This window comes from Acinetobacter sp. ACIN00229 (genome assembly GCF_016106645.1).
Lineage (GTDB): Bacteria > Pseudomonadota > Gammaproteobacteria > Pseudomonadales > Moraxellaceae > Acinetobacter > Acinetobacter oleivorans.
The window spans coordinates 84,924-109,571 of record NZ_JADWOM010000008.1; the positions used below are offsets into that span (position 1 = coordinate 84,924).

At 40.0% G+C, this 24,648-nt stretch carries 18 protein-coding genes; 10 read left to right on the forward strand and 8 right to left on the reverse strand.

The features are described from left to right. Nucleotides 1-145 precede the first annotated feature (145 nt). On the forward strand, nt 146-1,948 hold the full coding sequence (locus I7H67_RS09225; RefSeq protein ID WP_198307662.1) for an acyl-CoA dehydrogenase C-terminal domain-containing protein: 1,803 nt from the start codon (nt 146-148) through the stop codon (nt 1,946-1,948). A 196-nt stretch (nt 1,949-2,144) separates the two neighbouring features. Further along, complete coding sequence (locus I7H67_RS09230; protein ID WP_198307663.1) at nt 2,145-2,948, forward strand: thioesterase family protein; 804 nt, start codon at nt 2,145-2,147, stop codon at nt 2,946-2,948. A 73-nt stretch (nt 2,949-3,021) separates the two neighbouring features. On the opposite strand, the gene I7H67_RS09235 is transcribed toward I7H67_RS09230, so the two are convergent. Next, nucleotides 3,022-6,504, reverse strand: a complete 3,483-nt coding sequence (locus I7H67_RS09235; protein ID WP_198307664.1) for an indolepyruvate ferredoxin oxidoreductase family protein — start codon at nt 6,502-6,504, stop codon at nt 3,022-3,024. A 204-nt stretch (nt 6,505-6,708) separates the two neighbouring features. Here I7H67_RS09235 and I7H67_RS09240 point away from each other — a divergent pair, with 204 nt between their 5' ends. Then, complete coding sequence (locus I7H67_RS09240; RefSeq protein ID WP_005304208.1) at nt 6,709-7,650, forward strand: LysR family transcriptional regulator; 942 nt, start codon at nt 6,709-6,711, stop codon at nt 7,648-7,650. 251 nt (nt 7,651-7,901) lie between these two features. Here I7H67_RS09240 and I7H67_RS09245 read toward each other — a convergent pair whose 3' ends face one another. Genes I7H67_RS09245 through I7H67_RS09265 form a run of 5 tightly spaced genes read right to left on the reverse strand, consistent with a single transcriptional unit; the run spans nt 7,902 to nt 14,415 of the window. Next, nucleotides 7,902-8,804 carry a hydroxymethylglutaryl-CoA lyase gene (locus tag I7H67_RS09245; protein WP_198307665.1) on the reverse strand — a complete coding sequence of 301 codons (903 nt, stop codon included), beginning with the start codon at nt 8,802-8,804 and terminating at the stop codon, nt 7,902-7,904. After that, nucleotides 8,801-10,792 (reverse strand): acetyl/propionyl/methylcrotonyl-CoA carboxylase subunit alpha, encoded by a 1,992-nt coding sequence (locus I7H67_RS09250; protein ID WP_198307666.1) that lies wholly within the window; start codon nt 10,790-10,792, stop codon nt 8,801-8,803. The genes I7H67_RS09245 and I7H67_RS09250 overlap by 4 nt, the downstream gene beginning before the upstream one ends. Before the next feature lie 11 nt (nt 10,793-10,803). Next, nucleotides 10,804-11,607 carry an enoyl-CoA hydratase/isomerase family protein gene (locus I7H67_RS09255; protein WP_005304216.1) on the reverse strand — a complete coding sequence of 268 codons (804 nt, stop codon included), beginning with the start codon at nt 11,605-11,607 and terminating at the stop codon, nt 10,804-10,806. A gap of 9 nt (nt 11,608-11,616) precedes the next feature. Further along, complete coding sequence (locus I7H67_RS09260) at nt 11,617-13,218, reverse strand: carboxyl transferase domain-containing protein (protein WP_151987766.1); 1,602 nt, start codon at nt 13,216-13,218, stop codon at nt 11,617-11,619. 24 nt (nt 13,219-13,242) lie between these two features. After that, a complete protein-coding gene (locus tag I7H67_RS09265; protein ID WP_198307667.1) occupies nt 13,243-14,415 on the reverse strand; it encodes an isovaleryl-CoA dehydrogenase in 1,173 nt (390 codons plus the stop codon). Between the two features lie 144 nt (nt 14,416-14,559). On the opposite strand from I7H67_RS09265, the gene I7H67_RS09270 reads away from it, so the two are divergent. The 5 genes from I7H67_RS09270 (at nt 14,560) to I7H67_RS09290 (ending at nt 20,743) form a co-directional block, all read left to right on the forward strand. Continuing rightward, nucleotides 14,560-15,177 carry a TetR/AcrR family transcriptional regulator gene (locus I7H67_RS09270; RefSeq protein ID WP_004793061.1) on the forward strand — a complete coding sequence of 206 codons (618 nt, stop codon included), beginning with the start codon at nt 14,560-14,562 and terminating at the stop codon, nt 15,175-15,177. A gap of 109 nt (nt 15,178-15,286) precedes the next feature. After that, nucleotides 15,287-16,981 (forward strand): AMP-binding protein, encoded by a 1,695-nt coding sequence (locus I7H67_RS09275; protein ID WP_151826545.1) that lies wholly within the window; start codon nt 15,287-15,289, stop codon nt 16,979-16,981. Nucleotides 16,982-17,052: 71 nt separating this feature from the next. Then, nucleotides 17,053-17,724, forward strand: a complete 672-nt coding sequence (locus I7H67_RS09280; protein ID WP_151768454.1) for a class I SAM-dependent methyltransferase — start codon at nt 17,053-17,055, stop codon at nt 17,722-17,724. A gap of 279 nt (nt 17,725-18,003) precedes the next feature. Next, nucleotides 18,004-19,287 (forward strand): DcaP family trimeric outer membrane transporter, encoded by a 1,284-nt coding sequence (locus I7H67_RS09285; RefSeq protein ID WP_198307717.1) that lies wholly within the window; start codon nt 18,004-18,006, stop codon nt 19,285-19,287. A 100-nt stretch (nt 19,288-19,387) separates the two neighbouring features. After that, on the forward strand, nt 19,388-20,743 hold the full coding sequence (locus I7H67_RS09290) for an MFS transporter (protein WP_198307668.1): 1,356 nt from the start codon (nt 19,388-19,390) through the stop codon (nt 20,741-20,743). Nucleotides 20,744-20,792: 49 nt separating this feature from the next. Here I7H67_RS09290 and I7H67_RS09295 read toward each other — a convergent pair whose 3' ends face one another. Beyond that, on the reverse strand, nt 20,793-22,031 hold the full coding sequence (locus I7H67_RS09295) for an SGNH/GDSL hydrolase family protein (protein ID WP_198307669.1): 1,239 nt from the start codon (nt 22,029-22,031) through the stop codon (nt 20,793-20,795). Between the two features lie 111 nt (nt 22,032-22,142). On the opposite strand from I7H67_RS09295, the gene I7H67_RS09300 reads away from it, so the two are divergent. Continuing rightward, nucleotides 22,143-23,048, forward strand: coding sequence for a LysR family transcriptional regulator (locus tag I7H67_RS09300; protein WP_198307670.1), 906 nt, complete (start codon nt 22,143-22,145; stop codon nt 23,046-23,048). Here I7H67_RS09300 and I7H67_RS19670 read toward each other — a convergent pair. Further along, nucleotides 23,041-23,343 carry a hypothetical protein gene (locus I7H67_RS19670; RefSeq protein ID WP_005304244.1) on the reverse strand — a complete coding sequence of 101 codons (303 nt, stop codon included), beginning with the start codon at nt 23,341-23,343 and terminating at the stop codon, nt 23,041-23,043. The two genes, I7H67_RS09300 and I7H67_RS19670, sit on opposite strands and share 8 nt — an antisense overlap. A 904-nt stretch (nt 23,344-24,247) precedes the next feature. On the opposite strand from I7H67_RS19670, the gene I7H67_RS09305 reads away from it, so the two are divergent. Continuing rightward, nucleotides 24,248-24,394, forward strand: a complete 147-nt coding sequence (locus tag I7H67_RS09305; protein WP_198307671.1) for a hypothetical protein — start codon at nt 24,248-24,250, stop codon at nt 24,392-24,394. Nucleotides 24,395-24,648 lie beyond the last annotated feature (254 nt).

Here is a 24,648-nt window from a genome sequence, read left to right on the forward strand (position 1 = left end):
TACGATAATTTTATTAAATTAGTGAAAATATATTTTGCTATAAGAAATTTTTTGATATTTTGGTGAGATTGAAACAATAAAAGTCCATTTTAGGGAAAAACAATATCTGCCCATCACACAGGCAGAGAGGTGAAAGGAAAAAACTATGCCTTTATATAAAGCTCCATTACGCGATATGCAATTTGTGTTGCATGAAATGCTTCAAACAGAACAGAACTATCAAGGTTTAAGCAAATATCAGGAAAGCGTAAATCGAGAATTAATTGATCAATACTTAGAGGCAGCAGCAGATTTTTGTGAAAATGAATTGGCACCTATTAACCAAAATGGTGATCAGGAAGGCTGTCATTTAAATCAAGGCGTAGTCACAACTCCGAAAGGTTTTAAAGAAGCCTATCAAAAATATGCCGATCTTGGATTTACCTCACTAACCGCCGACCCTGAATATGGTGGGCAAGGGTTACCAACATTGCTGCGGATTACTATTTCAGAGATGTTATGTGGTTCTAATTGGGCGTGGGCAATGTATCCGGGTTTGTCTCATGGGGCGATGAGAACAATTGAGCATCATGGGACCGAGCACCAAAAACAGAAGTTTTTGACTAAACTTATTAGTGGCGTCTGGACCGGAACGATGTGTTTAACCGAATCACATGTGGGCTCGGACCTTGGATTAATTAGAACGAAAGCAGAACCCAATCCGGACGGTAGTTACTCAATTACGGGTGAAAAGATTTTTATCTCGGCAGGTGAGCATGATCTTTCTGAAAATATTATTCATATTGTTTTAGCCCGTTTGCCTCAGGCACCAGCAGGGACTAAAGGTATTTCTTTATTTATTGTTCCAAAATTTAATGTGAGTGACGACGGTCAGGTACTGGACCGTAATAACGTCGTTTGTAGCGCGATTGAACATAAAATGGGGATTCATGGTAATGCCACTTGTGTACTTAATTTTGATGGCGCGAAAGGGTATCTGATTGGTCTGGAAAATCGCGGGCTCAATTGTATGTTTACCTTCATGAATACCGCACGCATTGGAACGGCAGTACAAGGGCTCGCTGCTTCTGAAATTTCATTTCAAGGCGCATTAAGTTATGCCAAAGAGCGTCTTGCTATGCGATCGCTATCTGGTCCTCAATATCCTGAGAAAAATGCCGACCCAATTATTGTGCATCCCGCTGTACGTTCGATGTTAATGACACAAAAAGCTTTTTCTGAAGGTGGTCGTGCACTGGCTTACTTTTTAGCTCAGCATGTCGATATTGTCGAAAGCTCAAACGATCAGGAACAGCAAAAACACTCTGATGAGTTACTGGCTTTTTTAACACCAATTGCTAAAGCTTTTTTAACAGAATCAGGCAATGAATCTGCAAAGCATGGTGTTCAAGTATTTGGCGGTCATGGCTTTATTGTTGAGCATGGTATGGAGCAAATTGTACGTGATGCGCGTATCTCAACATTGTATGAGGGAACAACCGAAATCCAGTCTTTAGATCTACTTGCACGTAAAGTCCTTAAGTCAGAAGGCAAACTTCTAAAAAATATGACCGATCTAATTGATCAATTTATTAATCAACAGCAATCAAATGAAGTCTTAAAACCTTATTTAGAAAAATTAGCTGAGCTTAAGCAACAATGGCTGTCACTGACTAAAACGATTGCAGAGAAAGCCAAGCACAACGCTGAAGAAATAGGGGCAGCTTCGGTGGATTATCTTTATTTTTCCAGTTACGTCGTATTCGCTTATTTGTGGGCTCGAATGGCACAAGTTGCCCATGCAAAATTAGAATCAGGTACACAAGAAGAAGCTTTTTATAAAGCAAAGTTAAAGACAGCTAAGTTTTTCTATCAAAAACTTTTACATCGTACACAGAGCCATGCTGCTTCTATTGAGTCTGGCGCTGAATCGATCATGGAACTCGATCCAGATGCTTTTGCATTTTAATGAAGAGGCATTTTTAAGATCACTGGGTGAAATTGACATGCGAAATTTTACCTGGTGATTAAATTTGTAATTTTAGACTCATCAGTTTTTGGTAGGAAAAACCAGTTGAGCCAAATAAATAGAGGGTTAACATAAGCATTAAAATGTGAATTTTCATCAAATATTGATGTTGGATAAGGACTACGGAAAGAAAATCATGAATGCTTATTATCAATTACTGAATAGAACAATTGGTCCTCAAGGTGAAGTTATTGCTCATTATTGCTCAACTGTCCATGCACAAGGGGCTTGGAACCCTCATGAACAGCACATGGCACCTGCAAGTGGCGTAATCGCAGCAGAGTTAGAGCAATTTTCACCACGACAAGATATGCGAATTGGCCGAATTAGTTTTGATATTTTTGGTTTGATTGCTTTTGGTGAATTTACGGTTAAGACACATGTCATTCGCGCTGGCAAAACCATTGAATTGATTGAAGCTGAAATGCAGGCACAAGGTAAAACCTGCATTGTGGCTAGAGCATGGCGAATGTATACTCAAGACAGTTCTGATATTGCTGGGCTTGAAGATCAGCCAGTTCATCATCCAGACTCTTTTACAGAGTGGAAGGGTATGAAAAGATGGCCGGGTGGTTTTATTCAAACACTAGTGACAAAAATTGATGATCAGCATCGCGCAGGTAAAGGCATTGTTTGGCTAAATAATGATAAAGAAATTGTTGAAGGGCAACCGACCACAGATTTTGCACATTTGATTGGCATGGTGGATACCGCAAACGGAATTGTACCAAGACAAGAAGGTGAATTTACGTGGGGCTTTCCAAATCTTGATTTGCAAATTCACATGCATCGTTATCCGCAAGGTAAATGGTTAGGTTTGGAAACTGTTCAGCAATATGGATCGGATGGCATTGGCTTAACAAGCGCGGTTTTACATGACCTCTATGGCCCATTTGGAAGAAGCGAGCAGATTTTAACTTTACGTAAGATGGTCAAATAAATATTTGAACCCATAAAAAAGTCATCCCTGAGGATGACTTTTTTATTTCGAGATTTAATTTTTAAGCAATTTCTTAGCTACGAACTTTAATGAGTGTTGGTGTAAGTTCATCCCAACGCTGTTTTGCAGCGTCCATTGCTTTCATTTTGATATGTCCATAACCACGAACTTCTGCTGGTAATTTTGCAATTTGTTCAGCAACAGCCAAGTTATGATTGTCTGGAGCTTCAACCAGTGCTTCAACAAATGCAATGTAACGGTCACGCCATGCTTGTTCGTGTTGACGTTCTTCTTGGCGCGCAAATGGGTCGAGGAAAGTTTCACGAAGCCATTGTAAGCGAGCAAGCATCATCATTGGGAAGCGCATCCAGTAACCAAATGCACGTTTACGAACATTTTGCAGACCGCCGAGTAATGCTGGTGGAGCAAGATGGTAAGTTAAACGTAGGCCTTTACCGAATTGTGTTTCAATCGATTCTTTGAAGCTTTTACCTGTTAACAGACGTGCAACTTCATATTCATCTTTATAAGCCATGACTCTATAAAGCTGGGTTGCAATCGTACCAGTTAATTCTTCTGGTAACTTTTTAGCAGCCAGTTCTACCAGCGTACGGTATTTAGTTGCATAAGCGTCATTCCAATAGTCTGTCAGACGAGCAGAGCGGTCTTCAACAAGTTCAGCCAACGTTTGCGGCGTTTTGGTTTTTGGCATTGCCGCAAGTAAACGTGCAGCTAAAGTTGGATCACTTGCAAGATGACAACCCACGCGGAAAGCTTCGATGTTCTTTTCAACAGCAGTACCATTTAACTTAATTGCTTTTTCAATGCTTTCACGTAAGAGCGGAATACGACCAGACTGCCATGCCATACCGAGTAATAACTGGTTGGTATAGATTGCATCGCCCAATAGTTGTGTTGCAATGCGAGCGGCTGGTAATGAAACCAATTGACCTTGACGAACACGACCACGAAGACGATCAATTAAATCGCTAATAGGCGCATACCAGTCACGAGATTTAATAAATTCAGAAGTCGGCGTGCTGTCTTCATTGACAATCACTAAAGCATCATCTTTTAAGCGAGAAAGTGCGGCACTACCGCCAGCAACTACGGCATCAGCACCAATCAATAATTCACATTGGCCCGCCGGAATTTTGGTAGAAGAAATTTGCTCATCAGTTGCTGCAAGTTGAACGTATGAATAAACCGTACCGCCTTTTTGCGCAAGACCAGCCATGTCCATAACACGGGTTGCTTTGCCTTCTAGGTGAGCTGCCATACCAAGGAGTGCACCAATAGTCACAACACCTGTACCGCCAATACCACCGACCATAATACGACTTGGAACATCATATAACTGAGGAATGATTGGTGATGTTGGCCAGCCTGCGCCAATTCCTTCAAATTTAGCTGGACGTTTCATATCACGTGTATGAACAGTCACAAAACTTGGGCAGAACCCTTCAGCACATGTGAAGTCTTTGTTACAGCTACTTTGGTTAATTTGACGTTTAGTGCCTAAAGCTGTCTCTACTGGCTCAATAGATAAACAGTTTGATTTTTTCGAACAGTCGCCACAGCCTTCGCAAATATCACTGTTAATGTATAAACGCTCAGCTGGATCAGGGTAGGCATCACGTTTACGGCGACGACGTTTTTCACTGGCACAGGTTTGTACATAGATTAAAGCGGTGACACCTGTAACTTCACGTAACTCGCGTTGAACTGTATCGAGTTCATTACGGTGGCGAATTTCGACACCCGGTGCAATGCCGTCTTCTTCGTTTAATAGTTTAACTTCATCAGTTACAATAACTTGTTTTTTAATACCTTCAGCAGCAAGCTGACGAGTTAACTGTGCAACGCTCAAATGACCATCTACATGCTGACCGCCTGTCATAGCGACCGCATCGTTGTAGAGAATTTTATAGGTAATATTAGTTTTTGCAGCGATAGACTGACGGATTGCTAAGTAACCTGAGTGGAAGTAAGTTCCGTCACCAAGGTTAGCAAAAATGTGTTTTTCATTGGTAAATGGTGATGCACCCACCCAGCTTACACCTTCACCGCCCATTTGAGAGAACGTTTCAGTACCACGGTCAAGTGAAACGGCAATATAGTGACAACCGATACCGCCTAATGCACGGCTACCTTCAGGCACGACTGTTGAAGAGTTATGTGGGCAACCACTACAGAAATACGGTTTACGTTCAGCAAGATCAATAACACGTTTTGATTCTTGCTCTGCTTTTAGCAGTAAATCGATTCTGCTTTGGATTTGTGTTTTTAAGCTTTCTGGAATATCGAGTTTTAAGAAACGAGCAGCCAGCATTTTTGCAATAGGTTCAGGCTGGTATTCATAGTGACCAATGAGAGGTGCTTCTTCAATAGAGGTACTCCATTCACCTTTACCGTCAGTTGCTTTACCAATCACATGTGGGCGTTTGCCATCAGGAAGTGAGTACAGCTCATCTTTAATTTGTGTTTCAATAATTGGACGTTTTTCTTCAATAACGATCAGTTCTTGTAAACCTTCAGCAAACTCGCGAACGCCTTGAGGTTCTAACGGCCAAATCAGTCCGACCTGATAAACACGTAGCCCAAGCTGTTGGGCAGTTTCATCTTCAATACCTAAAATGCGTAAAGCTTCAATCGTATCTAAATAACCTTTACCACTTGCGGCAATACCAATACGGGCATTTTCACAAGGCCATGTTACGGTATTGATTTTGTTGGCGCGGGCATAAGCCAAAACAGCAGGTAAGCGATATTTATAAAGACGTTCTTCTTGCTGAATGCCATGATCTGGCCAACGAATATTGACGCCGCCCTCTGGGAAGTTAACATCTTCTGGTATAACCGGAGTAACACGGTCTAGGTCAACATGTACAGAAGCAGAAGTTTCTACAATTTCACTGACCAGCTTCATTGAAGACCATAGACCAGAAAAACGTGAAACTGCAATGGCATGAACACCAAAGTCTAAAATTTGTTGAACGGATGTTGGATAGAAGATTGGAATACCGCAACCAATCATGACATGTTCAGACTGGTGAGGGATTGTAGAAGATTTACATGAGTGGTCGTCACCAAATAAAGCAACGACACCACCACGTTCAGAGGTACCAGCTAAGTTAGCATGGCGGAGCACATCGCCTGAACGGTCAACACCCGGGCCTTTACCATACCACCATGAAGACACTCCATCATATTTGCCTTGGCCTGAAAGGTTAACTTGTTGCGTACCCCAAATTGCGGTAGCAGCTAAGTCTTCGTTTACACCGGGTTGAAATACAACATTATGGGATTTAAGTAATCCTTGAACTTGCCAAAGGAAACTATCATAGTTACCAACAGGAGAACCGCGATAACCAGAAATAAAACCAGCAGTATGATAACCATTAATCGCGTCACGGCGAGTTTGGGCAAGAGGCAACCGAACAAGTGCCTGAATGCCGGTCATATATGCTGTACCGTTATCACTTACATATTTATCTTCAAGTGACACATCCTTTGTTGCAATAATATTTGGAGTGACTTTTGTAGCTATATTCATTTATATCTCCTTAGAATTTTTAGTAGCTCGGACTACTTTCTTTTTTCAACATCCAGTTGAATATTTGGAGCAAGTGACATACGAAATAAAAAAAGATCGGTTCCTCTTCTTAAAAAGAATTAGTGCCAATGTATGTACATTTAGTCATTGTGGTTGAACTAAACTGGTGCAACAATCCGTAATTTAGAAAAACATATTTACGTTATGCGCAAAAATCTCGATGGTGGACTATTGCATGCAATGCATGCATTCCTGAAAGTGATTGATAGCGGGAGTTTCACAGCAGCAGCTGAGCAGATGGATCTGACCACAGCACAGGTTTCACGTCTTATCAGCGAGCTAGAAACACGCTTAGGTACAAAATTAATACAACGCTCAACGCGCCAGCAGGCACTGACCGATATTGGTGCGACTTATGCGGAGCGCTGTCGCCAAGTCATTTCAATGGTAGATGAAGCAGAATCAGAAGTAACAGGAACGGCATCTAAACCCAAAGGACGTTTACGTGTATTAAGCATGGGAAGCTTTGGGCATCATTATGTTTTTCCAGTGATGGCCGAATTTTGTAAGCATTATCCCGAATTAACTGTGGAATATACGACATCACAATATGTTCCAGACTTGTTGGCAAAAGGGGTGGATGTCAGTCTGTATCTAACTGAATCATTAACTGACTCTCGGTTTGTTGCACGTAGAATTGGCACCATCTTTTCTGTTTTATGTGCTTCACCTGCTTATCTCGAAAAACATGGTGTGCCGAAGTCCCCAGAAGACTTAAAAAACCATGCCTGTTTACGCTTAGTAAACCCATCTATTACACCAGATTGGCACTTATTAAATGCAAAGGGTGAGTCTTACCAAATTGATACTGGCGGGCAACTCATTGCAGATAATCCTGAGTTATTGTTAGATGTCGTGCAACAAGATATGGGCGTGGCATTATTGCCGATGTTTTCGGCTTTAGATGCAGTTCAGAATGGAAGATTATGTCATATCTTGCCAGAGTGGCGTTCGCCCGATATCGGGGTTTATACCTTATTGCCTTCACGCCATTTTATTGATGCCAAAACACGTGCATGGTTAGATTGGGTGGAAGAATATATTTCCCCAAGAATTGAAATGGATGCATCTTATTTTTATAAATAATGAGATAAATTTCTTAAGGATTACAATTGAAAAAGGATGAAGAATAATACGGATTAGAATAAAAATAGGGTAGAGAATGCTTCTGTTGAGAGAGGCATTTAATACACAGATAAATGATAAATTTTAAAAAAATTGTATGAGAGATGCAGTCCCAATTCCTGAACAGAATGAGATAAAGATTAGACGTGATAATCTGGTACTCGGCCTAATATTAAGCCTTATACCAGATGCTGAATTATTTTAATTTATGACTATGCACACTTGGTTTGCCAATACGCATTTGCATAATTCGACAAGCTTTTTCGGTTTAAAACATTGCTAATATTTTGGCTGGCTTGCATCAGTTTTTCTAAGTCAATGCCAGTTTCAAAGCCCATGTGTGACAGCAAATAAAACAAATCTTCGGTCGATACATTACCTGAGGCTCCTTTGGCATAAGGGCAACCGCCAAGTCCTGCAAGAGACGAGTCAAAAACACGAATACCTTGCTGTAAAGACTGATAAATATTGGCAATCGCCATACCATAGGTGTTATGGAAATGTCCTGCCAAAACCTTGCTGTCGAGTTCCGCAAGACAGGCCTGCCAAACCTTTTGAACGCGATCTGGTGTTGCTGTGCCAATAGTTTCACCTAAAGATACTTCATAGCACCCCATGTCATAGAGTCGTTTAACAACTCTCACCACTTGCTCGGGAGCAATTGCACCTTCATAAGGGCAATCGACAATACAAGAGACATAGCCGCGCACACGTATGTTATGTGCTTTCGCTGCGGTCATGACATCGCTAAATTTTTCAAAGCTTTCATCAATAGAGCAATTAATATTTTTACGGGTAAAGCTTTCAGAAGCTGCGGTAAAAACTGCAACCTCTTTGCATCCTACGGCTTGAGCAGTTTCAAAACCTTTGATATTTGGAGTAAGCAGACTAAATTGCACATCTGTGGTCTGCGGTAACAGCTTAAATAGCTCGTCACTTTGAGCCATTTGCGGCACCCATTTTGCCGAAACGCATGAACCCACTTCAATTGATTTTAGGCCCGCATTTATCAAGTCATTAATAAAGTTTAAGCGTTGTTCGACGGTTAAAGCCTGCTTTTCGTTTTGGAGGCCATCTCTCGGACCGACCTCCACAATTTTGACAAACTCACTCATGCAACTTCCTCCTGAGCGGGCTGAAATTCTACAAGCTCATCGCCAGCTTTAACCTGATCACCAACTTGGAAATAGGAGTCCACAATCACGCCGTCTTTAGGGGCACGGATGGTGTATTCCATTTTCATTGCTTCAAGCGTCATTAAAATATCGTCTTTCTTAACGCTATGATTTGCACTCACCAGCACTTGCGTGACTACACCCGGCATTGGGGCTTTCAGGTGACCTTCATCGGCTTGGTTATCTGCTTGATTAAAATCTTGACGAATATAAGCAAATTTATAGCTTTGCCCATTTTGGAATAATGTAATGCCTTGCTGACTTTGGTTAAAAGATAGCTTTTGCTTAGTACCACCAATTTGAACAGAGGCAGTATGCACATCAATTAATTGACCAGAAATAGGGTAGCTTTGTCCGTTATATTCTGCGGTGAAGCCTTGTTCACTTGAAGCAAATTTGATTTGGATATTTTGGTTTAAATAATTCAGTTTAATGCTGTGCTGATAGGCAATATTTAAGCGCCAAAGTGGTTGAGCCTGCCAAAGCTGTTTTTGGCTTGAGCTGTTGTTATTAAGTTTACTTAGAAACTCAATAAATGCTGCTGCCACCACAAGTTCTGGCTTGATATCTTCGGGACTAAACAAGAAGTTTTGTTCGCGTTGAATCAGGTTGGTATCAAGTTTGGCTTGTTTGAACGAGTCGCTGCGAACAATCTTTTCAAGAAAGGCAATGTTATTGCCTAAGCCATCGACATGGAATTGGCTTAACGCATGTTGCATTTGAATGAGTGCAGCTTCACGGTTTTTACCCCATACGATCAGTTTAGCTATCATCGGGTCGTAATAGGTTGTGATTTCATCGCCTTCAACAATACCGCTGTCTACACGTACATATTGGTTTTGAGTTGGGTAGTGTAGATAGTCAATTTTACCAATGGCAGGTAAAAAGCCTTTTTCTGGTTCTTCGGCGTAAATACGTGCTTCGAGCGCATGCCCGTGAATTTGTAATTCGTTTTGTAGTTTAGGTAACGGTTCGCCATAAGCTACACGAAGTTGCCATTCAACCAAGTCTTCACCGGTAATCATTTCAGTCACTGGGTGCTCAACTTGTAAGCGGGTATTCATTTCCATGAAATACGCCGTACCGTCTTGTTCCACAATAAACTCGACCGTACCGGCACCGACATAGTCTACTGCACGTGCAGCATCAATTGCCGCCTGACGCATCGCATCAAGCTTCTCGCTTGGCATTTGTGGAGCAGGGGCTTCTTCTAATACTTTTTGGTGGCGACGTTGCACAGAGCAGTCGCGCTCAAACAAGTGCACATAGTTACCGTGTGTATCACCAAACACTTGTACTTCGATGTGACGTGGTTGAATCACATAACGTTCAATTAAGACATCATCATTACCAAAGCTCGATTTAGCTTCGCGCTTACAAGAAGCTAATGCATGTAGAAAATCTTCACTACGTTCAACCAAGCTCATGCCTTTACCGCCACCGCCAGCACTAGCTTTGATTAAAACTGGATAGCCAATTTGGTCTGCCTGTTGTTTTAAAAAGTCGGCATCTTGGTTGGTTCCGTGATAACCCGGTGTTAAAGGGACGCCTGCTTTTTCCATTAAAGCTTTAGAGGTTGCTTTTAAACCCATAGCTAAAATGGCATCGACTGGCGGGCCAATAAAGCAAATGTTGTGTTGTTGGCAAGCGAGTGCAAACTGGTCATTTTCAGAAAGGAAACCGTAGCCCGGGTGAATTGCTTGGCTGCCTGTATCAATCGCTGCTTGAATAATGCGGTCGGCTTGTAAATAACTTTGCGTTGCAGGGGACTGACCAATATAAACCGCTTCATCGGCAAGTTTGACATGTTGTGCATTTGCATCTGCATCTGAGTAAACAGCAACCGTTGCAATCCCTAATTTTTTAGCTGTACGAATCACACGGCACGCAATCTCGCCACGGTTCGCAATTAAAATCTTTTCAAACATGATGATCGTCCTTAATTGTTGTTATTCGAGTTAGAAACCCAAGCAGGCTGTTGTTTATTTAAAAAGGCACTCAGACCTTCTTTTGCCTCGCTGCCTTGACGAACTTGAGCAATATGATGTGCTGTCTGCTGCAGCAAGTCATTGCTCATGGTCTGGTTGCTCACCATTTGAATGAGTTGTTTTGATGCCGCTTGAGCATGCGGACCACCGAGTAATAGAGCATCAACAATTTCTTGAACTTTTTTATCTAAGTCTTCAGCATCTGCAACTTCATGTGCCAAGCCAATGTGTTTGGCTTCACGTGCTGAAATTCGCTCGGCAGTTAAGAAGTAACGAGAAGCTTGTCTTGCACCAATTGCACGAATTACATAAGGACTAATGGTAGATGGAGCAAGCCCTAAACGAACCTCAGATGTTGCAAACTTGGCATCAGTGCTGGCAATGCAAATATCACACGCTGACGCTAAACCCATACCGCCCCCAAAGGCAATGCCATGCACTCGGGCAATGGTCGGTTGCTTAAGTGTTGCAAGTGCATCTAACATTTGTGCAAGTTTTAATGCATCTGCTTCATTTTCTGCTGAAGATGCCTGACCTGCCTGCTTCATCCAGTTGAGGTCGGCACCTGCCGAAAAGCTTTTGCCGCGACCCGCTAGAACGACCACACGTATATCATCACGTGTATGGATTTGTTTAAAGCAAGCATGCAGCTCTTCAATGACTGTGGTGTTGAATGCATTGTGCAATTCAGGGCGGTTCAGCCAAACATAGGCAACCTGACCTTGTTGTTCGAGTTGTAAAAATTGATAGCTCATATACACCTCTTACATGCGGAACACGCCAAATTTGGTTGGCTGGATTGGAGCGTTCATAGCAGCTGCAAGGCTTAAGCCAAGTACTTGGCGAGTTTGCGCTGGGTCGATTACACCGTCATCCCAAAGACGTGCAGAAGCATAATACGGATGGCCTTGGCGCTCGTATTGCTCACGGATTGGTTGTTTAAATTCGTCTTCTTGTTGAGCTGACCACTCGGCACCTTTTTGCTCAATCTGATCACGTTTCAAAGTTGAGAGTACGCTTGCGGCTTGTTCGCCGCCCATCACTGAAATACGAGAGTTCGGCCAAGTCCATAAAAAGCGTGGTGAATAAGCACGGCCACACATACCGTAGTTACCTGCACCAAACGAACCACCAATAATCAAGGTGAGTTTTGGTACATTTGCGGTGGCAACAGCCATCACCAATTTAGCGCCGTTTTTTGCAATTCCTTCATTTTCATACTGGCGACCAACCATAAAGCCCGTAATGTTTTGTAGGAATAACAATGGAATATTGCGCTGTGTGCATAGCTCAATAAAGTGTGCACCTTTTTGTGCAGACTCAGAAAATAAAATTCCGTTATTGGCAATAATGCCGACTGGCATGCCATAGAGTGAAGCGAAACCGGTAATCAGTGTTGAACCAAAACGTGCTTTAAACTCATCAAAACGTGAGCCATCTACAATACGGGCAATCACTTCACGTACATCGAAAGGCTTACGTGCATCACTTGGCACTACACCATAGAGTTCTGATGCATCAAACAATGGTTCATCAACTTGTTTATTTAACTCATTTGGCTTTTTATTAAGGTTAGCGACAATGTTTCGTGCAATCGCAATCGCATGTTCATCATTTTCAGCTAAATGGTCTGCTACACCCGAAAGACGTGTGTGAACATCACCACCTCCTAAGTCTTCACTACTCACCACTTCGCCAGTTGCAGCTTTTACTAGAGGAGGGCCACCTAAGAAAATCGTACCTTGATTACGGACAATAATGGTTTCATCAGACATGGCTGGAACATAAGCACCACCTGCGGTACAGCTTCCCATTACCACAGCGATTTGGGCAATACCTAGACTCGACATGCGTGCTTGATTATAGAAAATACGCCCGAAATGATCTCGGTCTGGGAAAACCTCATCTTGCATTGGTAAATAGGCACCGCCTGAGTCCACCAAATAAATACAAGGCAAGTGATTTTGTTCGGCAATTTCTTGTGCGCGTAAATGCTTTTTAACCGTAAGTGGGTAGTATGTTCCACCTTTTACTGTTGCATCGTTGGCAACGATCATACAAGTGATGCCGTTGACTTGACCAATACCCGCAATTACGCCCGCGGCAGGAACATCATCTTCATAAACGTTGTATGCTGCCAACTGACCAATTTCTAAAAATGCCGTACCGACATCAATCAGTTGATCAATACGTTCACGAGGTAAAAGTTTACCTCGAGCCAAATGTTTTTGACGGGCATTTTCACCGCCGCCTAAAGCAATATGCTGTGCAACTTGTTTTAGATCTGTGACCAATGTTTGCATGGCTTGCTGGTTTGTTTTGAAGTCTTCACTTCGAACATTAATCTTGCTTTGTAATTGGTTCATAAGATGCGTCCTTATTTATAATTATTATTTGGTTTCATTGAAGAGTTCGCGGCCGATCAGCATGCGGCGAATTTCAGAAGTTCCGGCACCAATTTCATAAAGTTTTGCATCGCGCCATAAACGCCCAGCAGGGAATTCATTGATATAACCATTACCGCCTAAAGTTTGGATTGCTTCACCAGCCATCCATGTTGCTTTTTCGGCAGCATATAAAATGGCACTTGCAGCATCTTTACGTAGGCTGCGGTCATGGTCAGCTTTATCACATGCAGCACCAACAGCATAAACAAGAGCTTTACATGCCAACCAAGTTGAATACATATCGGCAAGTTTGCCTTGCATAAGTTGGAATTCACCTAAAGCTTGTCCAAACTGTTCACGTTGGTGTAAGTATGGAATTACCACATCTAAACAAGCATCCATAATGCCTAAAGGTCCGGCACTTAAAACTGCACGTTCATAGTCCAAACCACTCATCAGTACTTTTGTGCCGTTACCAACACCACCGAGTATGTTTTCAGCAGGTACTTCTACATTGTCAAAGAACAGCGGGTAAGTGTTAGAGCCACGCATACCGAGTTTGTCTAAATGGTTACCGTGACTAAAGCCTTTCATGCCTTTTTCAATTAAGAAAGCGGTCATGCCTTTCGCGCCAGCTTGTGGATCAGTTTTAGCGTAAACCACGAGTACATCTGCATCACCGCCGTTAGTGATCCACATTTTTGAACCATTTAAAACGAAGTGATCACCTTTTTGTTCAGCACGTAATTTCATGCTAACGACATCAGAACCCGCATTCGGTTCAGACATCGCAAGGGCACCCACATATTCACCGGAAATCAATTTTGGTAAATACTTTTGTTTTTGCTGCTCGTTACCGTTACGGTTAATTTGGTTTACACATAAATTAGAATGAGCACCGTAAGACAAACCAATGGCTGCCGAAGCACGAGAAATTTCTTGCATAGCAATAATATGAGCTAAGTAACCCATATTGGCACCGCCATATTCTTCAGAAACCGTCATGCCTAAAAGGCCCATATCTCCGAATTTTTTCCAGAGATGTGCAGGGAATTTGTTGTCTTGATCAACTTGTTGGGCAATTGGTGCAATTTCCTTTGCACAAAAAGCGGCTACCGAATCTTGAAGCGCAATTAAAGTTTCATCTAGACCGAAATTCAAGCTGCGTAGGTTCATGATATTTTCATCCTATTGGTTATATTTGTTGTCCATAAAATATTTTGTGGGTATTTGATAAGTAACATACAATGATTTTTTGAAAAAGTGAATACAGATTCATAAAATGATTTACAATTCATTTTATTTGTTAGAGAATAAATTATGAGCTATAAACGATCATCTTTAATGCAAGAGCGGATGGAGCAAAATCGTAAATCGATTTTGAATTCAGCCAGAAAAATAATTTCAGAGGGAGGATTTAAAGACGCACAAATACAAACAATTGCAGAGCAAGCGGGTGTATCTAGTGGACTGGTTTATCGCTACTTTGATAATAAGAGCCAAGTGCTTATTGAGGTTTTGTCCGAGGCTATTAATACAGAACTATTGGTGATTGATTCGATTACCGAAAGTGAGTTATCGGCAAAGCAGAAATTACACAAGGCGGTGGCAACTTTTGTAAAACGGGCACTGAATAGTCCTCAGCTTGCATATTCACTCATGTTTGAACCCGTCGATTCAACGGTTGAACATGAGCGTTTTCGTGTGAAGCAATTGATTAAACAAAGTATTAAAAAAATACTTGCGGATGGAAATGCAAGTGGTGAGTTTGTCTTGGATGATTTAAACACAGCAGCACTTTGTGTTGTCGGTGCCATGACTTATGTGGTGGTGGAACCCCTAGACCCAGCTCAAAATACAAAGTTTGATCATGCGCACAAAGACTATTTTTCAAAACAGATTGCTGACTTTTGTGTAGATGCTGTGCAGAAGAAATAGGGCATATAAAGGATAAACATTACAAAGTAGGCGGTTTGGAAAAGTAGTTGCAGTAACAACAATTAGATCAGGTAAGAAGAGAATTAAAAGAATCAAGGAGAATGATTCAATGCAACAAGAACGGTTAAGCTACGCCTCGGGACCAAGCACGCAGCCCTTATTGGGTATGACCATTGGTGAACAATTCGATCAGGCCTGTCGGCAATATGCTGAAAAGGAAGCCATCGTCAGTTTCCATCAAAACAGACGATTAACCTATAAAGCTTTGCAGGATGAAGTAAACGCGTTTGCGTGTAGCCTTTTAAAATTGGGATTAAAAAAAGGAGATCGATTAGCCATCTGGTCACCTAACTGTGTGGAATGGACGGTAACCCAATTTGCAGCTTTTAAAGCAGGGATTATTTTAGTCAATCTAAATACAGCTTATAAAAGCCATGAACTTGAATATGTGTTGAATAAAGTCTCATGCAAAGGATTGATTATTGCTTCTCAATTCAAAACCACTGATTACCAAGAATTACTGACAAAAATTGCCCCTGAATTACCTAATAGTCCAGATAAAGTGCTCAGTTCAGCGCGACTGCCACATTTAAAATTTGTCATTAAAATCGATGACCAACAGCATACGGGTATTTATCGTTTTAGTGATTTAGTCACCACACCAACATCAGAACAGCTAGAACAATTAAAACAATTAGCGAAGCAACATCAGTTTGATGAAACCATTAATATCCAATTTACTTCAGGTACAACAGGTAACCCTAAAGGGACCATGTTGACCCATCATAATATTTTAAATAACGGTTATTTCGTGGGGGAAGGCATTCGTTTAACCCCTCAAGATAAAGTTTGTATTTCTGTGCCGTTGTTTCATTGTTTCGGCATGGTCATGGGGAATCTGGCATGTGTGACACATGGTTCAACCATGGTCTATCCATCGGCGGTATTTAATCCTTTAGAAACTTTAAAAGCGATTCATCAAGAACGTTGTACGGCAGCTTATGGCGTGCCGACCATGTTTATTGCCACTTTAGAACATGAACAGTTTAATGAATTTGACCTGTCGAGCTTAAGAACAGGAATTATGGCAGGTAGTCCTTGTCCACGTGAAATTATGCAACGTGTCATAGACCGAATGCATATGTCTGAAATCACCATTTGTTATGGTATGACTGAAACCTCACCAGTAAGTGTACAAAGTTCGGTAAATGATTCGATTGATAAACGAGTAAGCACGGTTGGGCATGTTCATCCGCATGTTGAAATTAAAATTGTCGACTTAGAAGGGCAGATTGTTCCGCAAGGCACTTTAGGTGAGCTATGTGTTCGCGGTTATTCAGTGATGGCTGGCTATTGGGGCGAAGAAGAAAAGACCAAAGAGGTCATTGATTCAGCTGGCTGGATGCATACGGGTGATATTGCCGAAATGGACCAAGACGGTTTTATTAAAATTAAAGGCCGTATTAAAGATGTGGTGATTCGTGGTGGGGAGAATCTTTTTCCAAAAGAAATTGAAGACTTTTTATATACCCATCCAGATGTAAGCGATGTACAAGTCATTGGCTTACCAGATGCCAGATATGGCGAAGAACTTTGTGCTTGTATTATTTTGCATGACCATCATCAAATTGATGAAGACAGTATTCGCCAATTCTGCAAAGAGCACATTTCTCATAATAAAGTACCGCGTTATGTCCGATTCTTTAATGAGTTTCCAATGACTGCTTCAGGCAAAGCGCAAAAGTTTAAATTGCAGGAAATTATGCGAGCTGAACTTAATTTAACTGGAAATGTTTTTGACTAAAGAAGTCGTAAGCCCATTCAAAGTGCAGCAAACTATAAGTTGAAAGGCAGTTTAAATAGAGGATAAGCAAAATGGCAAAAGACTTTAATAACCCAAAAGTAGTCGAAGGATATGACGAACATATTCGTAAATTAATTCCAGGTTATGAAGTGATCCATCAACAGGTGGATGCCATTTTGCAATCAGTGTTGAAACCTAATGCTCATATTTTAATTGTAGGCTGTGGTACGGGTTATGAACTCGAATATTTACTTAAACGACATCCGAACTGGAAATTTACAGCAGTTGATCCATCTTTGACCATGCTGCAAAAAGCTCAGGAACAGGTTGAACTTTTAGATAAATCTTCACAAGTTACCTTTGTACATGGTGAAACTTCGGCTTTGCCTCTGGAAAATTGCTTTGATGCTGCACTTTCTATTCTCGTGGCTCATTTTATTGCAGATGAGATAAAACCTGTTTTTTTTAAAGATATTTATGATCGCTTAAAGGAAAAAGCGGTTTTACTTACTTACGATTTAATGACGTGTGTAAACCCACAGCAGCTTCAAGCACTACGTTATTTATGCTTGGCTCAAGGTTTAACGGAAGAGCAATGTCAGAAAATGTTAGAGCGTATGGCACAAGACTTTTTTAGCTTAACCACTGAAGGATATATCAAACTTTTGCAAAAGACTGGTTTTGAGAGCGTACAGCCGTATACGCAAATTTTGACGTATCAGGGTTTTATTGCAAAAAAATAATGTCAGTAGAAACAAAGAAATGTTGTCTTAATACCTAAATATTCTCAATGAGGATGAGAATATAAAAAACGAAAAAAATTAGAAGAACTAGCTTTACCTATAACACATTAAAAAGTGGCCTCAATGCTGCTTAAGGGAGGTTTTGTCTAAAAAATATGATGCACGACTTTCTAGAGGAAGAAAGTCTGATGTTTAAGAGCCTGTTTTAGATAGGTATATAACAAAAAGGATGTCGAGATCTTTAAGTCTAATTAAAGATCAAAAAAGGAAAGTTTTATGATAAATGCTTTAAATACAACGGTTCAAAAAAGCCTATTGGCAGTTTCTGTGACCCTGTTTGTGTCTTGTGCTTTTGCAGGTCAAACAGATCCTGAAATAGAACAACTTCGCCAAGAAGTAAAAGAACTACGGGCTATGCTACAAGCAAATATACAAGCTCAAAAATCTTTATCGCAACAAAGAGTGGAGCTAGCAACTACTGCAACGCCCCAAGCTGCTCAGCCTACAAAACAAGTGTTAACTAAGTCTGGCGCAGAATTTAACTTATATGGATATATACGGGCAGATGCTTCTTATCAAATGAAGGGCGCATCTACCATGTATAACAATATTAGCGGTGTTCCACTCGAAAATACGCCAGAAGAATCTGCTCAAAAAGACCAATTACACAGTACTGTTAATGTGACACGTTTCGGATTGAATTTTAAAACCCCGACGGCCGCGGGTGATGTGGGCGGGAAACTGGAAATGGATTTCTTTGGGGCAGCTACTCGTGATCAGTTTCGGATACGCCATGCTTATTTAACGTTTGATAAATGGCTTATTGGTCAAACGTGGTCAACATTTATCGCACCTGAATATTATCCGGAAACGATTGATGCTGGCACATTTGTAGGCAGTGCATTATTAAGATCACCGCTTGTACGCTATAGCGATAACTTAACTGCCAATACGAGTTTTGCAATATCGGTTGAAGACCCGAAATATACTGCAACAACTGACCCAGATAATAAAATGCGCTTACCAGCTTTGGTAGGACGCTTAAATCATAAATTTGCCAATGGTTCGATGTTATCTGCCCGTAGTTTAGTTGCCGAAAAAAGAACTAATAATGATGAGAAAGTCGCTTGGGGTGTGGGCTTCGGAGGTAAATATCAAATTACCCCTGATACCTTACTCAAAGCCGATTATTACCATGTCAAAGGAGATGGGCGTTTCTTGCTATGGAGTAATAGCGGCTATGCGATAGATGATCAAAATAATATGCATAGCAATGAATTTGATACCGTTTCTTTCGGTATTACTCATCAATTTACGCCACAAATTCGTTCAACCTTAGCTTATGGCTATATGAAAGCCAAAGATGATAACCGTTTTGCCGAATTACAACGTAATAGCACCACCCAAAATAAAGAGCTTTGGCAGGGCTGGGTGAATGCACTTTATAACCCATACAAACCAATTACCTTGGGCGTCGAATATGTTTATGGCGAACGAGAAACTTTTGATGGCCGTAACGGGATTGATAACCGCTTCAATATGATGGCGAGTTATGACTTTTAATTTATTCAACAAGACCTTGAATAATCTGTTTTTTCTTTAGGGTGCAATATGTCGTTTTAAAAAATTAAATATGAATTTATCTCACAGAGGAGGTGAGTAAATGACAACATCTAAATTAAATGTAAATGAAGTTATTGATCAGGCCCGATTTACCCCTTTTCACTGGAGCATTTTGCTTTGGTGCTTATTAATTATTGTTTTTGATGGTTATGATCTGGTGATTTATGGCGTTGTACTGCCTTTGCTAATGCAAGAGTGGTCGTTAACAGCTGTACAAGCGGGGATGTTAGCAAGTACGGCACTATGTGGAATGATGTTTGGGGCAATGTTCTTTGGAACATTGGCAGACAAAATAGGCCGTAAAAAAGTAATTTTAATCTGTGTGACTTTTTTTAGTGGTTTCACCTTTTTAGGTGCTTTTGCATCAAGCCCACTTGAGTTTGGGATACTTCGGTTCTTGGCGGGACTAGGCATTGGTGGGGTTATGCCAAATTTAGTTGCTTTAACCTCGGAATACGCACCTAAACGTATACGTAGTACTCTGGTGGGGACCATGTTTAGTGGTTATGCGATTGGGGGAATTCTTTCAGCCTTAATTGGTAGTTATTTGGTTGAAAGTCAGGGATGGCAAATTATGTTTTTAATTGCCGGTATTCCATTATTTTTATTACCTGTCATTTGGAAGTTTTTACCTGAATCATTAACTTTTTTAGTTAAAACAGGTAAAACTGAACAGGCACATAAAATTATTCAAAAAATTTCACCTGAACAAACACTAACAACACATACGCAATTAGTGCTTAATGAAGATAATGTTCCAACAGGCAGTTCTGTAAAAGGATTATTTCAACAAGGCCGCGCATTTAATACACTCATGTTCTGGCTCGTGTTCTTCATGTGCTTACTCATGGTGTATGCTTTAAGTAGCTGGTTACCAAAACTCATGCTGGCAGCAGGGTATTCATTGGGCAAAAGTATTTTATTCTTGCTTGCCCTAAATGTTGGTGCAATGATCGGTTCAATTGGCGGTGGTATTTTGTCTGATAAATTCCATTTAAAACCGGTAATTATGGGAATGCTACTGGCGGGTGTTTTAGCATTAATCGGTTTAGGCTTTAAGTCTCCAGCCTATGTTTTATATGGTTTGGTTACTGTTGCAGGTGCTGCAACGATTGGGACCTCAATTCTGCTTTATAGCTACGTTGCACAATATTATCCATTGAGTGTGCGCTCTACTGGGATTGGCTGTGCTTCTGGTGTTGGTCGTATTGGGGCAATTGTTGGTCCAATCTTAACGGGCTTGTTATTGGGTTTAGAATTGCCACATAAAATGAATTTTGTGATGATCGCAATCCCTGCAATTTTGGCGCTTTTCGCTGTTATGGTTTTAAGACGTTATGCAGCTGAAAAACAGCCGATTACACCAAAACTTACCGCCGAGTTAGAGGGGAATTAATCAATATGGATACGGGTAGGAAACGAATTCCTATCCGTATTTGGACGTTTTATTGATTAACTAGCTGGTTTAAATCAACTAGATTTGCCATTTGTTGATTACCGCGATCATTAGGATGTAAATGATCACCCGAATCATAAATTGGATTTAATCGATCAGAATGTTTTGAATCTTTTAAGCCTTCTTCAAGATCAAGAACCCCGTCAAATGTTTTACTGGTTCTGATCCAGTGATTAATGCGCTGGCGTAATTCATCTTTGTTAGGCTGATAATAATTATCTAAAGGTGTATTGGGTAAAGCACCTGAAAAGGGAAGTAACGTCGCCCCAATCACTTGAATACCTTGCTCATGAGCTTTATCTACAACACGTTTATAACCTTCAGTTAAGGTTTCAAACGACGGTATTCGTTGTTTAGGTGCAAAAGCTGTACCGGGCCATGAAATATCATTAATACCAACTAAAATAATTAAAGTTTTAACACCTGAGTATTGAAACACTTCACTGTTTAAACGTTTTAAAGCACTCTCGCCCATACCGTCTGTAAGTAACCGATTCCCTGAAATTCCACTATTAATGACTGCCACGTGATGTGCAGATAAGCGCTTTGCTAAAAAGTCAGTCCATCTCGTATTTGCATCTAGAGTTGCAGTTGCGCCGTCGGTAATTGAGTCTCCAATGACTGCAACAACATGTGCTTTATGCTTCGGTTTTATTTCAATAGCCGATAATAATAACCGTGCAGTTGTTGTTTTGGCACTGCTGGGCGTATTTAAGTTCGTGGTCTGATTGCCAGCAATAATCCAACTGGTTTGTTTCGCATCCCAATGAAAAGTTTTAAATGTAGTGGGTTTTTGAATAAAGGTATTTACCATTAACTGCGCATGATCGGGAACAGGTAGTTGAATTGGATCACTAATCAGTTGTTTGCCAGGTAAAATTTGTGCTTTAAGTTTCCCAGAAAAATAAACAGGATAAGCACTCTTAGCTTTTAGACTTTGTCCTTTGAATATTCCCACGGTTGTTTTATCAATAGATAACGGTTGATCCCCATATTGATTTGTAAAAACGAGCCTAACAGCTTCACCACCTAAACTAATTTGACTGATTTGTTTAATGGTCTGATTAGATATTTGATCGGGAATATTGGTCGGGAAAACGAAATCTTTATTCCAGACTTTTTGGGGGCTCGCTGCCCAAGTGGTAATCCATGCGCTCTTTGGTACTTCTGCTTGTGCAAAGCTCGTAAATAAAACGAGAGAGAATAGGGCAGGTTGATAAAGTTTCATCTCGTGAACTCTTTAAAACGAATTAAAGTTATCTTGAAACAAATTGCTGGCTTGTTATAGCGACATAAGCGGAATAAGATTTGTGAATGAAATTCATAAATGGCTTTTGTTATGTCATATTTTGATATTAATCGGTCTGGCGAGTTGGCAATTTTTATTCGAGTGGTCGAGCTTGGGAGTTTTTCTGCCGTTGCAAGAGCTTGTGACATGACGCCGTCTGCGGTCAGTAAGTTAATTTCTCGGTTGGAAAAAAGACTTGGCGTTAGATTGCTTAACCGTTCAACACGCCAGTTTCAGCTTACCAGTGAAGGATGTCAGTTTTATGAGCAAGGCATTCATATACTCAATAACTTAGATGAACTAGAGCAATCAGTTACTGCAAATCACATGCCGCAAGGGCGAATTAGAATTCATACCAGTCTTTCATATTGGACGCATTTTTTATTGCCTTGTATTTCTCGATTTAACGAGTGCTATCCACAAATTGAATTAGAGGCTCATTTGAGTGATGAAGTCATTAATTTAGTTGAGCAACGGATTGATGTTGCAATTCGTACAGGGCCTTTAAAAAGCTCAAATTTAGTTGCTCGTTCACTCGGAAGTACGCAGAAACATTACGTCTGTTCACCTGCATATATTGAAAAGTATGGTTGTCCGCAGCACCCAGAAGAGCTTGATGAACATCAGCTTTTATATGTAAGTTATCAGCGCCAGAATAAAACATGGTTCTTTAAAAAAGACGAGCAAGAAATCACGCTTGCACCTACTAAAGTTCTGAGAGTAAATCATGGAGAAGCAATCTTACAGTTAGCACTTACAGGTCTTGGTGTTGCACAGCTTAATGAATTCCAAGTTCGAAAAGCGCTAGAGCAGAAACTATTGATTAAAATTCTTGAAGATTGGAATATCAATGCTTCTGAAGAATTTCATGCTGTTTGGATAGGACATGACAAATATGTCCCTAAACGCGTAAGGGCATTTTTAGATTTCTTGGTAGAGCAAGCAAAGATTAGTTAATTAAGTTTTTTCTGGCACTTAACTGACATTGGTGCATGGTTTCATTCATCGTTTCCACAAAGTGCATATCCGCATCAATATTTTGTAAGCTTACTTTAGGTAAGTTTTCTACAAATTGTGGCGAATAATGTTCTTCTAAAGAGTTATAAATACAATTACATTGTGAAAGTGCGCGTCCTGCCCAAACACAATGTCTGTTAAATTCATTTTTACTGATAGATCTGCAACCTAGTAAACTTATAGAACTTATTAATAGGATGCTCATTAAAACAATACGATATAAAAAAAACATCATAATTGCTCTTAGTTGGTTGTTGTTATCGTTCGATTTGGTATAGAGATGTTCTAATCTTTAATTGGCGTTAAATCTTGAGATTTTTTCCGTATAAAGATAAAAGTTTGGATAGGTAAAAAGATGGTAGGAATTCTTTAAAAGTGTTTTAAGCTGAACGATAAGATAATAAATTTTAAGAAAAATAAAATGATATAAAATAATAGTCATTAGAGACTCCTTGATAAAAGAAGTTACGCCCAATCACTGCTATTAATTATGGTGGTGAAACGAAAGAGGGTTAGCAGACTGATACCTAAGAAACCAGCACACCCGAAGGTGTCCCACTCCCGTTCCTCCGTCAAAGGCACGAGGGGCTCCACACCAAAAAACGTGTTTTTAGTGCACTTAGGTAGACGGTCTGCTAAAACCGACTGACAAAATAGGTCAGCCGGAGCATCATAAGCTGAGCATTAAAGCGGGTCAATTGCAAAAATAAAAGATTGGTTTATATAAACAAATATTAATATTTTTAAATTTTTATTAATAAAATAACTGATTATTGGGAATTTAAGCGATTGATTAATTATTATACCTAATCTTAATAATTGAGTTTTAATGTTTATATATCAAATATTTATTAATTGTTAATTTATATATTGTTTGCAATCATTGACTTAATAAAATACGAACTCGGAAAGGATGAATAATTTTACTTTCATGAATATGACAATCTGAATTAATTAGCTAATGCCAAAATTTAATTAAAATATCAATTGCAAGAATGATATTTTTTGATCATTTATTTAATTTTGATTTTTACAAAAGCTTGCATAATCTACAAAAGTTAAGAGAACCACTGCGGTAGGTCAACAGAAGATAATGTTATTCGTAAGCTTACATCTTAAGATTAATCAGGGTGATCTCAATGTTAAGAATTTTTTGTGCAGTGAGTATGGTATTTGCAATCGCGATGGGTATGAGTGCTTGCCAAGATCGAAATTCAACAGATGATGATGGAACACATGGCTCTAATGATCCAACCGTTCCCCAACAAATGAATAAAAACTTATAATTATTTGATCTAAGAAAACTCACTTTTACGTGAGTTTTCTTATCGTTATTTTCTATAAAATATGTAACACAATAAAAAAGATAATTATATAAAAAGATAAAATTAATCAATGAATTAGATTGATGTTATCTTTTGAATAATTTGTTGTTGCTGAATTGTTTCGCTATTAAATTATAGTTTCAAAAAATTAATAAAATAAACACAATAAATTACTTATATTCATCCAAAATTCATTTTAATGATGAGAGTTTTAT

What these genes read in the sequence shown, in the direction of transcription:
- I7H67_RS09260 (WP_151987766.1), bottom strand. Translation starts at nt 13,218, where the DNA reads ATGAACCAATTACAAAGCAAGATTAATGTTCGAAGTGAAGACTTCAAA.
- I7H67_RS09275 (WP_151826545.1), top strand. Translation starts at nt 15,287, where the DNA reads ATGCAACAAGAACGGTTAAGCTACGCCTCGGGACCAAGCACGCAGCCC.
- I7H67_RS09300 (WP_198307670.1), top strand. Translation starts at nt 22,143, where the DNA reads ATGTCATATTTTGATATTAATCGGTCTGGCGAGTTGGCAATTTTTATT.
- I7H67_RS19670 (WP_005304244.1), bottom strand. Translation starts at nt 23,343, where the DNA reads ATGATGTTTTTTTTATATCGTATTGTTTTAATGAGCATCCTATTAATA.
- I7H67_RS09290 (WP_198307668.1), top strand. Translation starts at nt 19,388, where the DNA reads ATGACAACATCTAAATTAAATGTAAATGAAGTTATTGATCAGGCCCGA.
- I7H67_RS09255 (WP_005304216.1), bottom strand. Translation starts at nt 11,607, where the DNA reads ATGAGCTATCAATTTTTACAACTCGAACAACAAGGTCAGGTTGCCTAT.
- I7H67_RS09250 (WP_198307666.1), bottom strand. Translation starts at nt 10,792, where the DNA reads ATGTTTGAAAAGATTTTAATTGCGAACCGTGGCGAGATTGCGTGCCGT.
- I7H67_RS09245 (WP_198307665.1), bottom strand. Translation starts at nt 8,804, where the DNA reads ATGAGTGAGTTTGTCAAAATTGTGGAGGTCGGTCCGAGAGATGGCCTC.
- I7H67_RS09235 (WP_198307664.1), bottom strand. Translation starts at nt 6,504, where the DNA reads ATGAATATAGCTACAAAAGTCACTCCAAATATTATTGCAACAAAGGAT.
- I7H67_RS09280 (WP_151768454.1), top strand. Translation starts at nt 17,053, where the DNA reads ATGGCAAAAGACTTTAATAACCCAAAAGTAGTCGAAGGATATGACGAA.
- I7H67_RS09240 (WP_005304208.1), top strand. Translation starts at nt 6,709, where the DNA reads ATGCGCAAAAATCTCGATGGTGGACTATTGCATGCAATGCATGCATTC.
- I7H67_RS09270 (WP_004793061.1), top strand. Translation starts at nt 14,560, where the DNA reads ATGAGCTATAAACGATCATCTTTAATGCAAGAGCGGATGGAGCAAAAT.
- I7H67_RS09295 (WP_198307669.1), bottom strand. Translation starts at nt 22,031, where the DNA reads ATGAAACTTTATCAACCTGCCCTATTCTCTCTCGTTTTATTTACGAGC.
- I7H67_RS09305 (WP_198307671.1), top strand. Translation starts at nt 24,248, where the DNA reads ATGTTAAGAATTTTTTGTGCAGTGAGTATGGTATTTGCAATCGCGATG.
- I7H67_RS09265 (WP_198307667.1), bottom strand. Translation starts at nt 14,415, where the DNA reads ATGAACCTACGCAGCTTGAATTTCGGTCTAGATGAAACTTTAATTGCG.
- I7H67_RS09230 (WP_198307663.1), top strand. Translation starts at nt 2,145, where the DNA reads ATGAATGCTTATTATCAATTACTGAATAGAACAATTGGTCCTCAAGGT.
- I7H67_RS09225 (WP_198307662.1), top strand. Translation starts at nt 146, where the DNA reads ATGCCTTTATATAAAGCTCCATTACGCGATATGCAATTTGTGTTGCAT.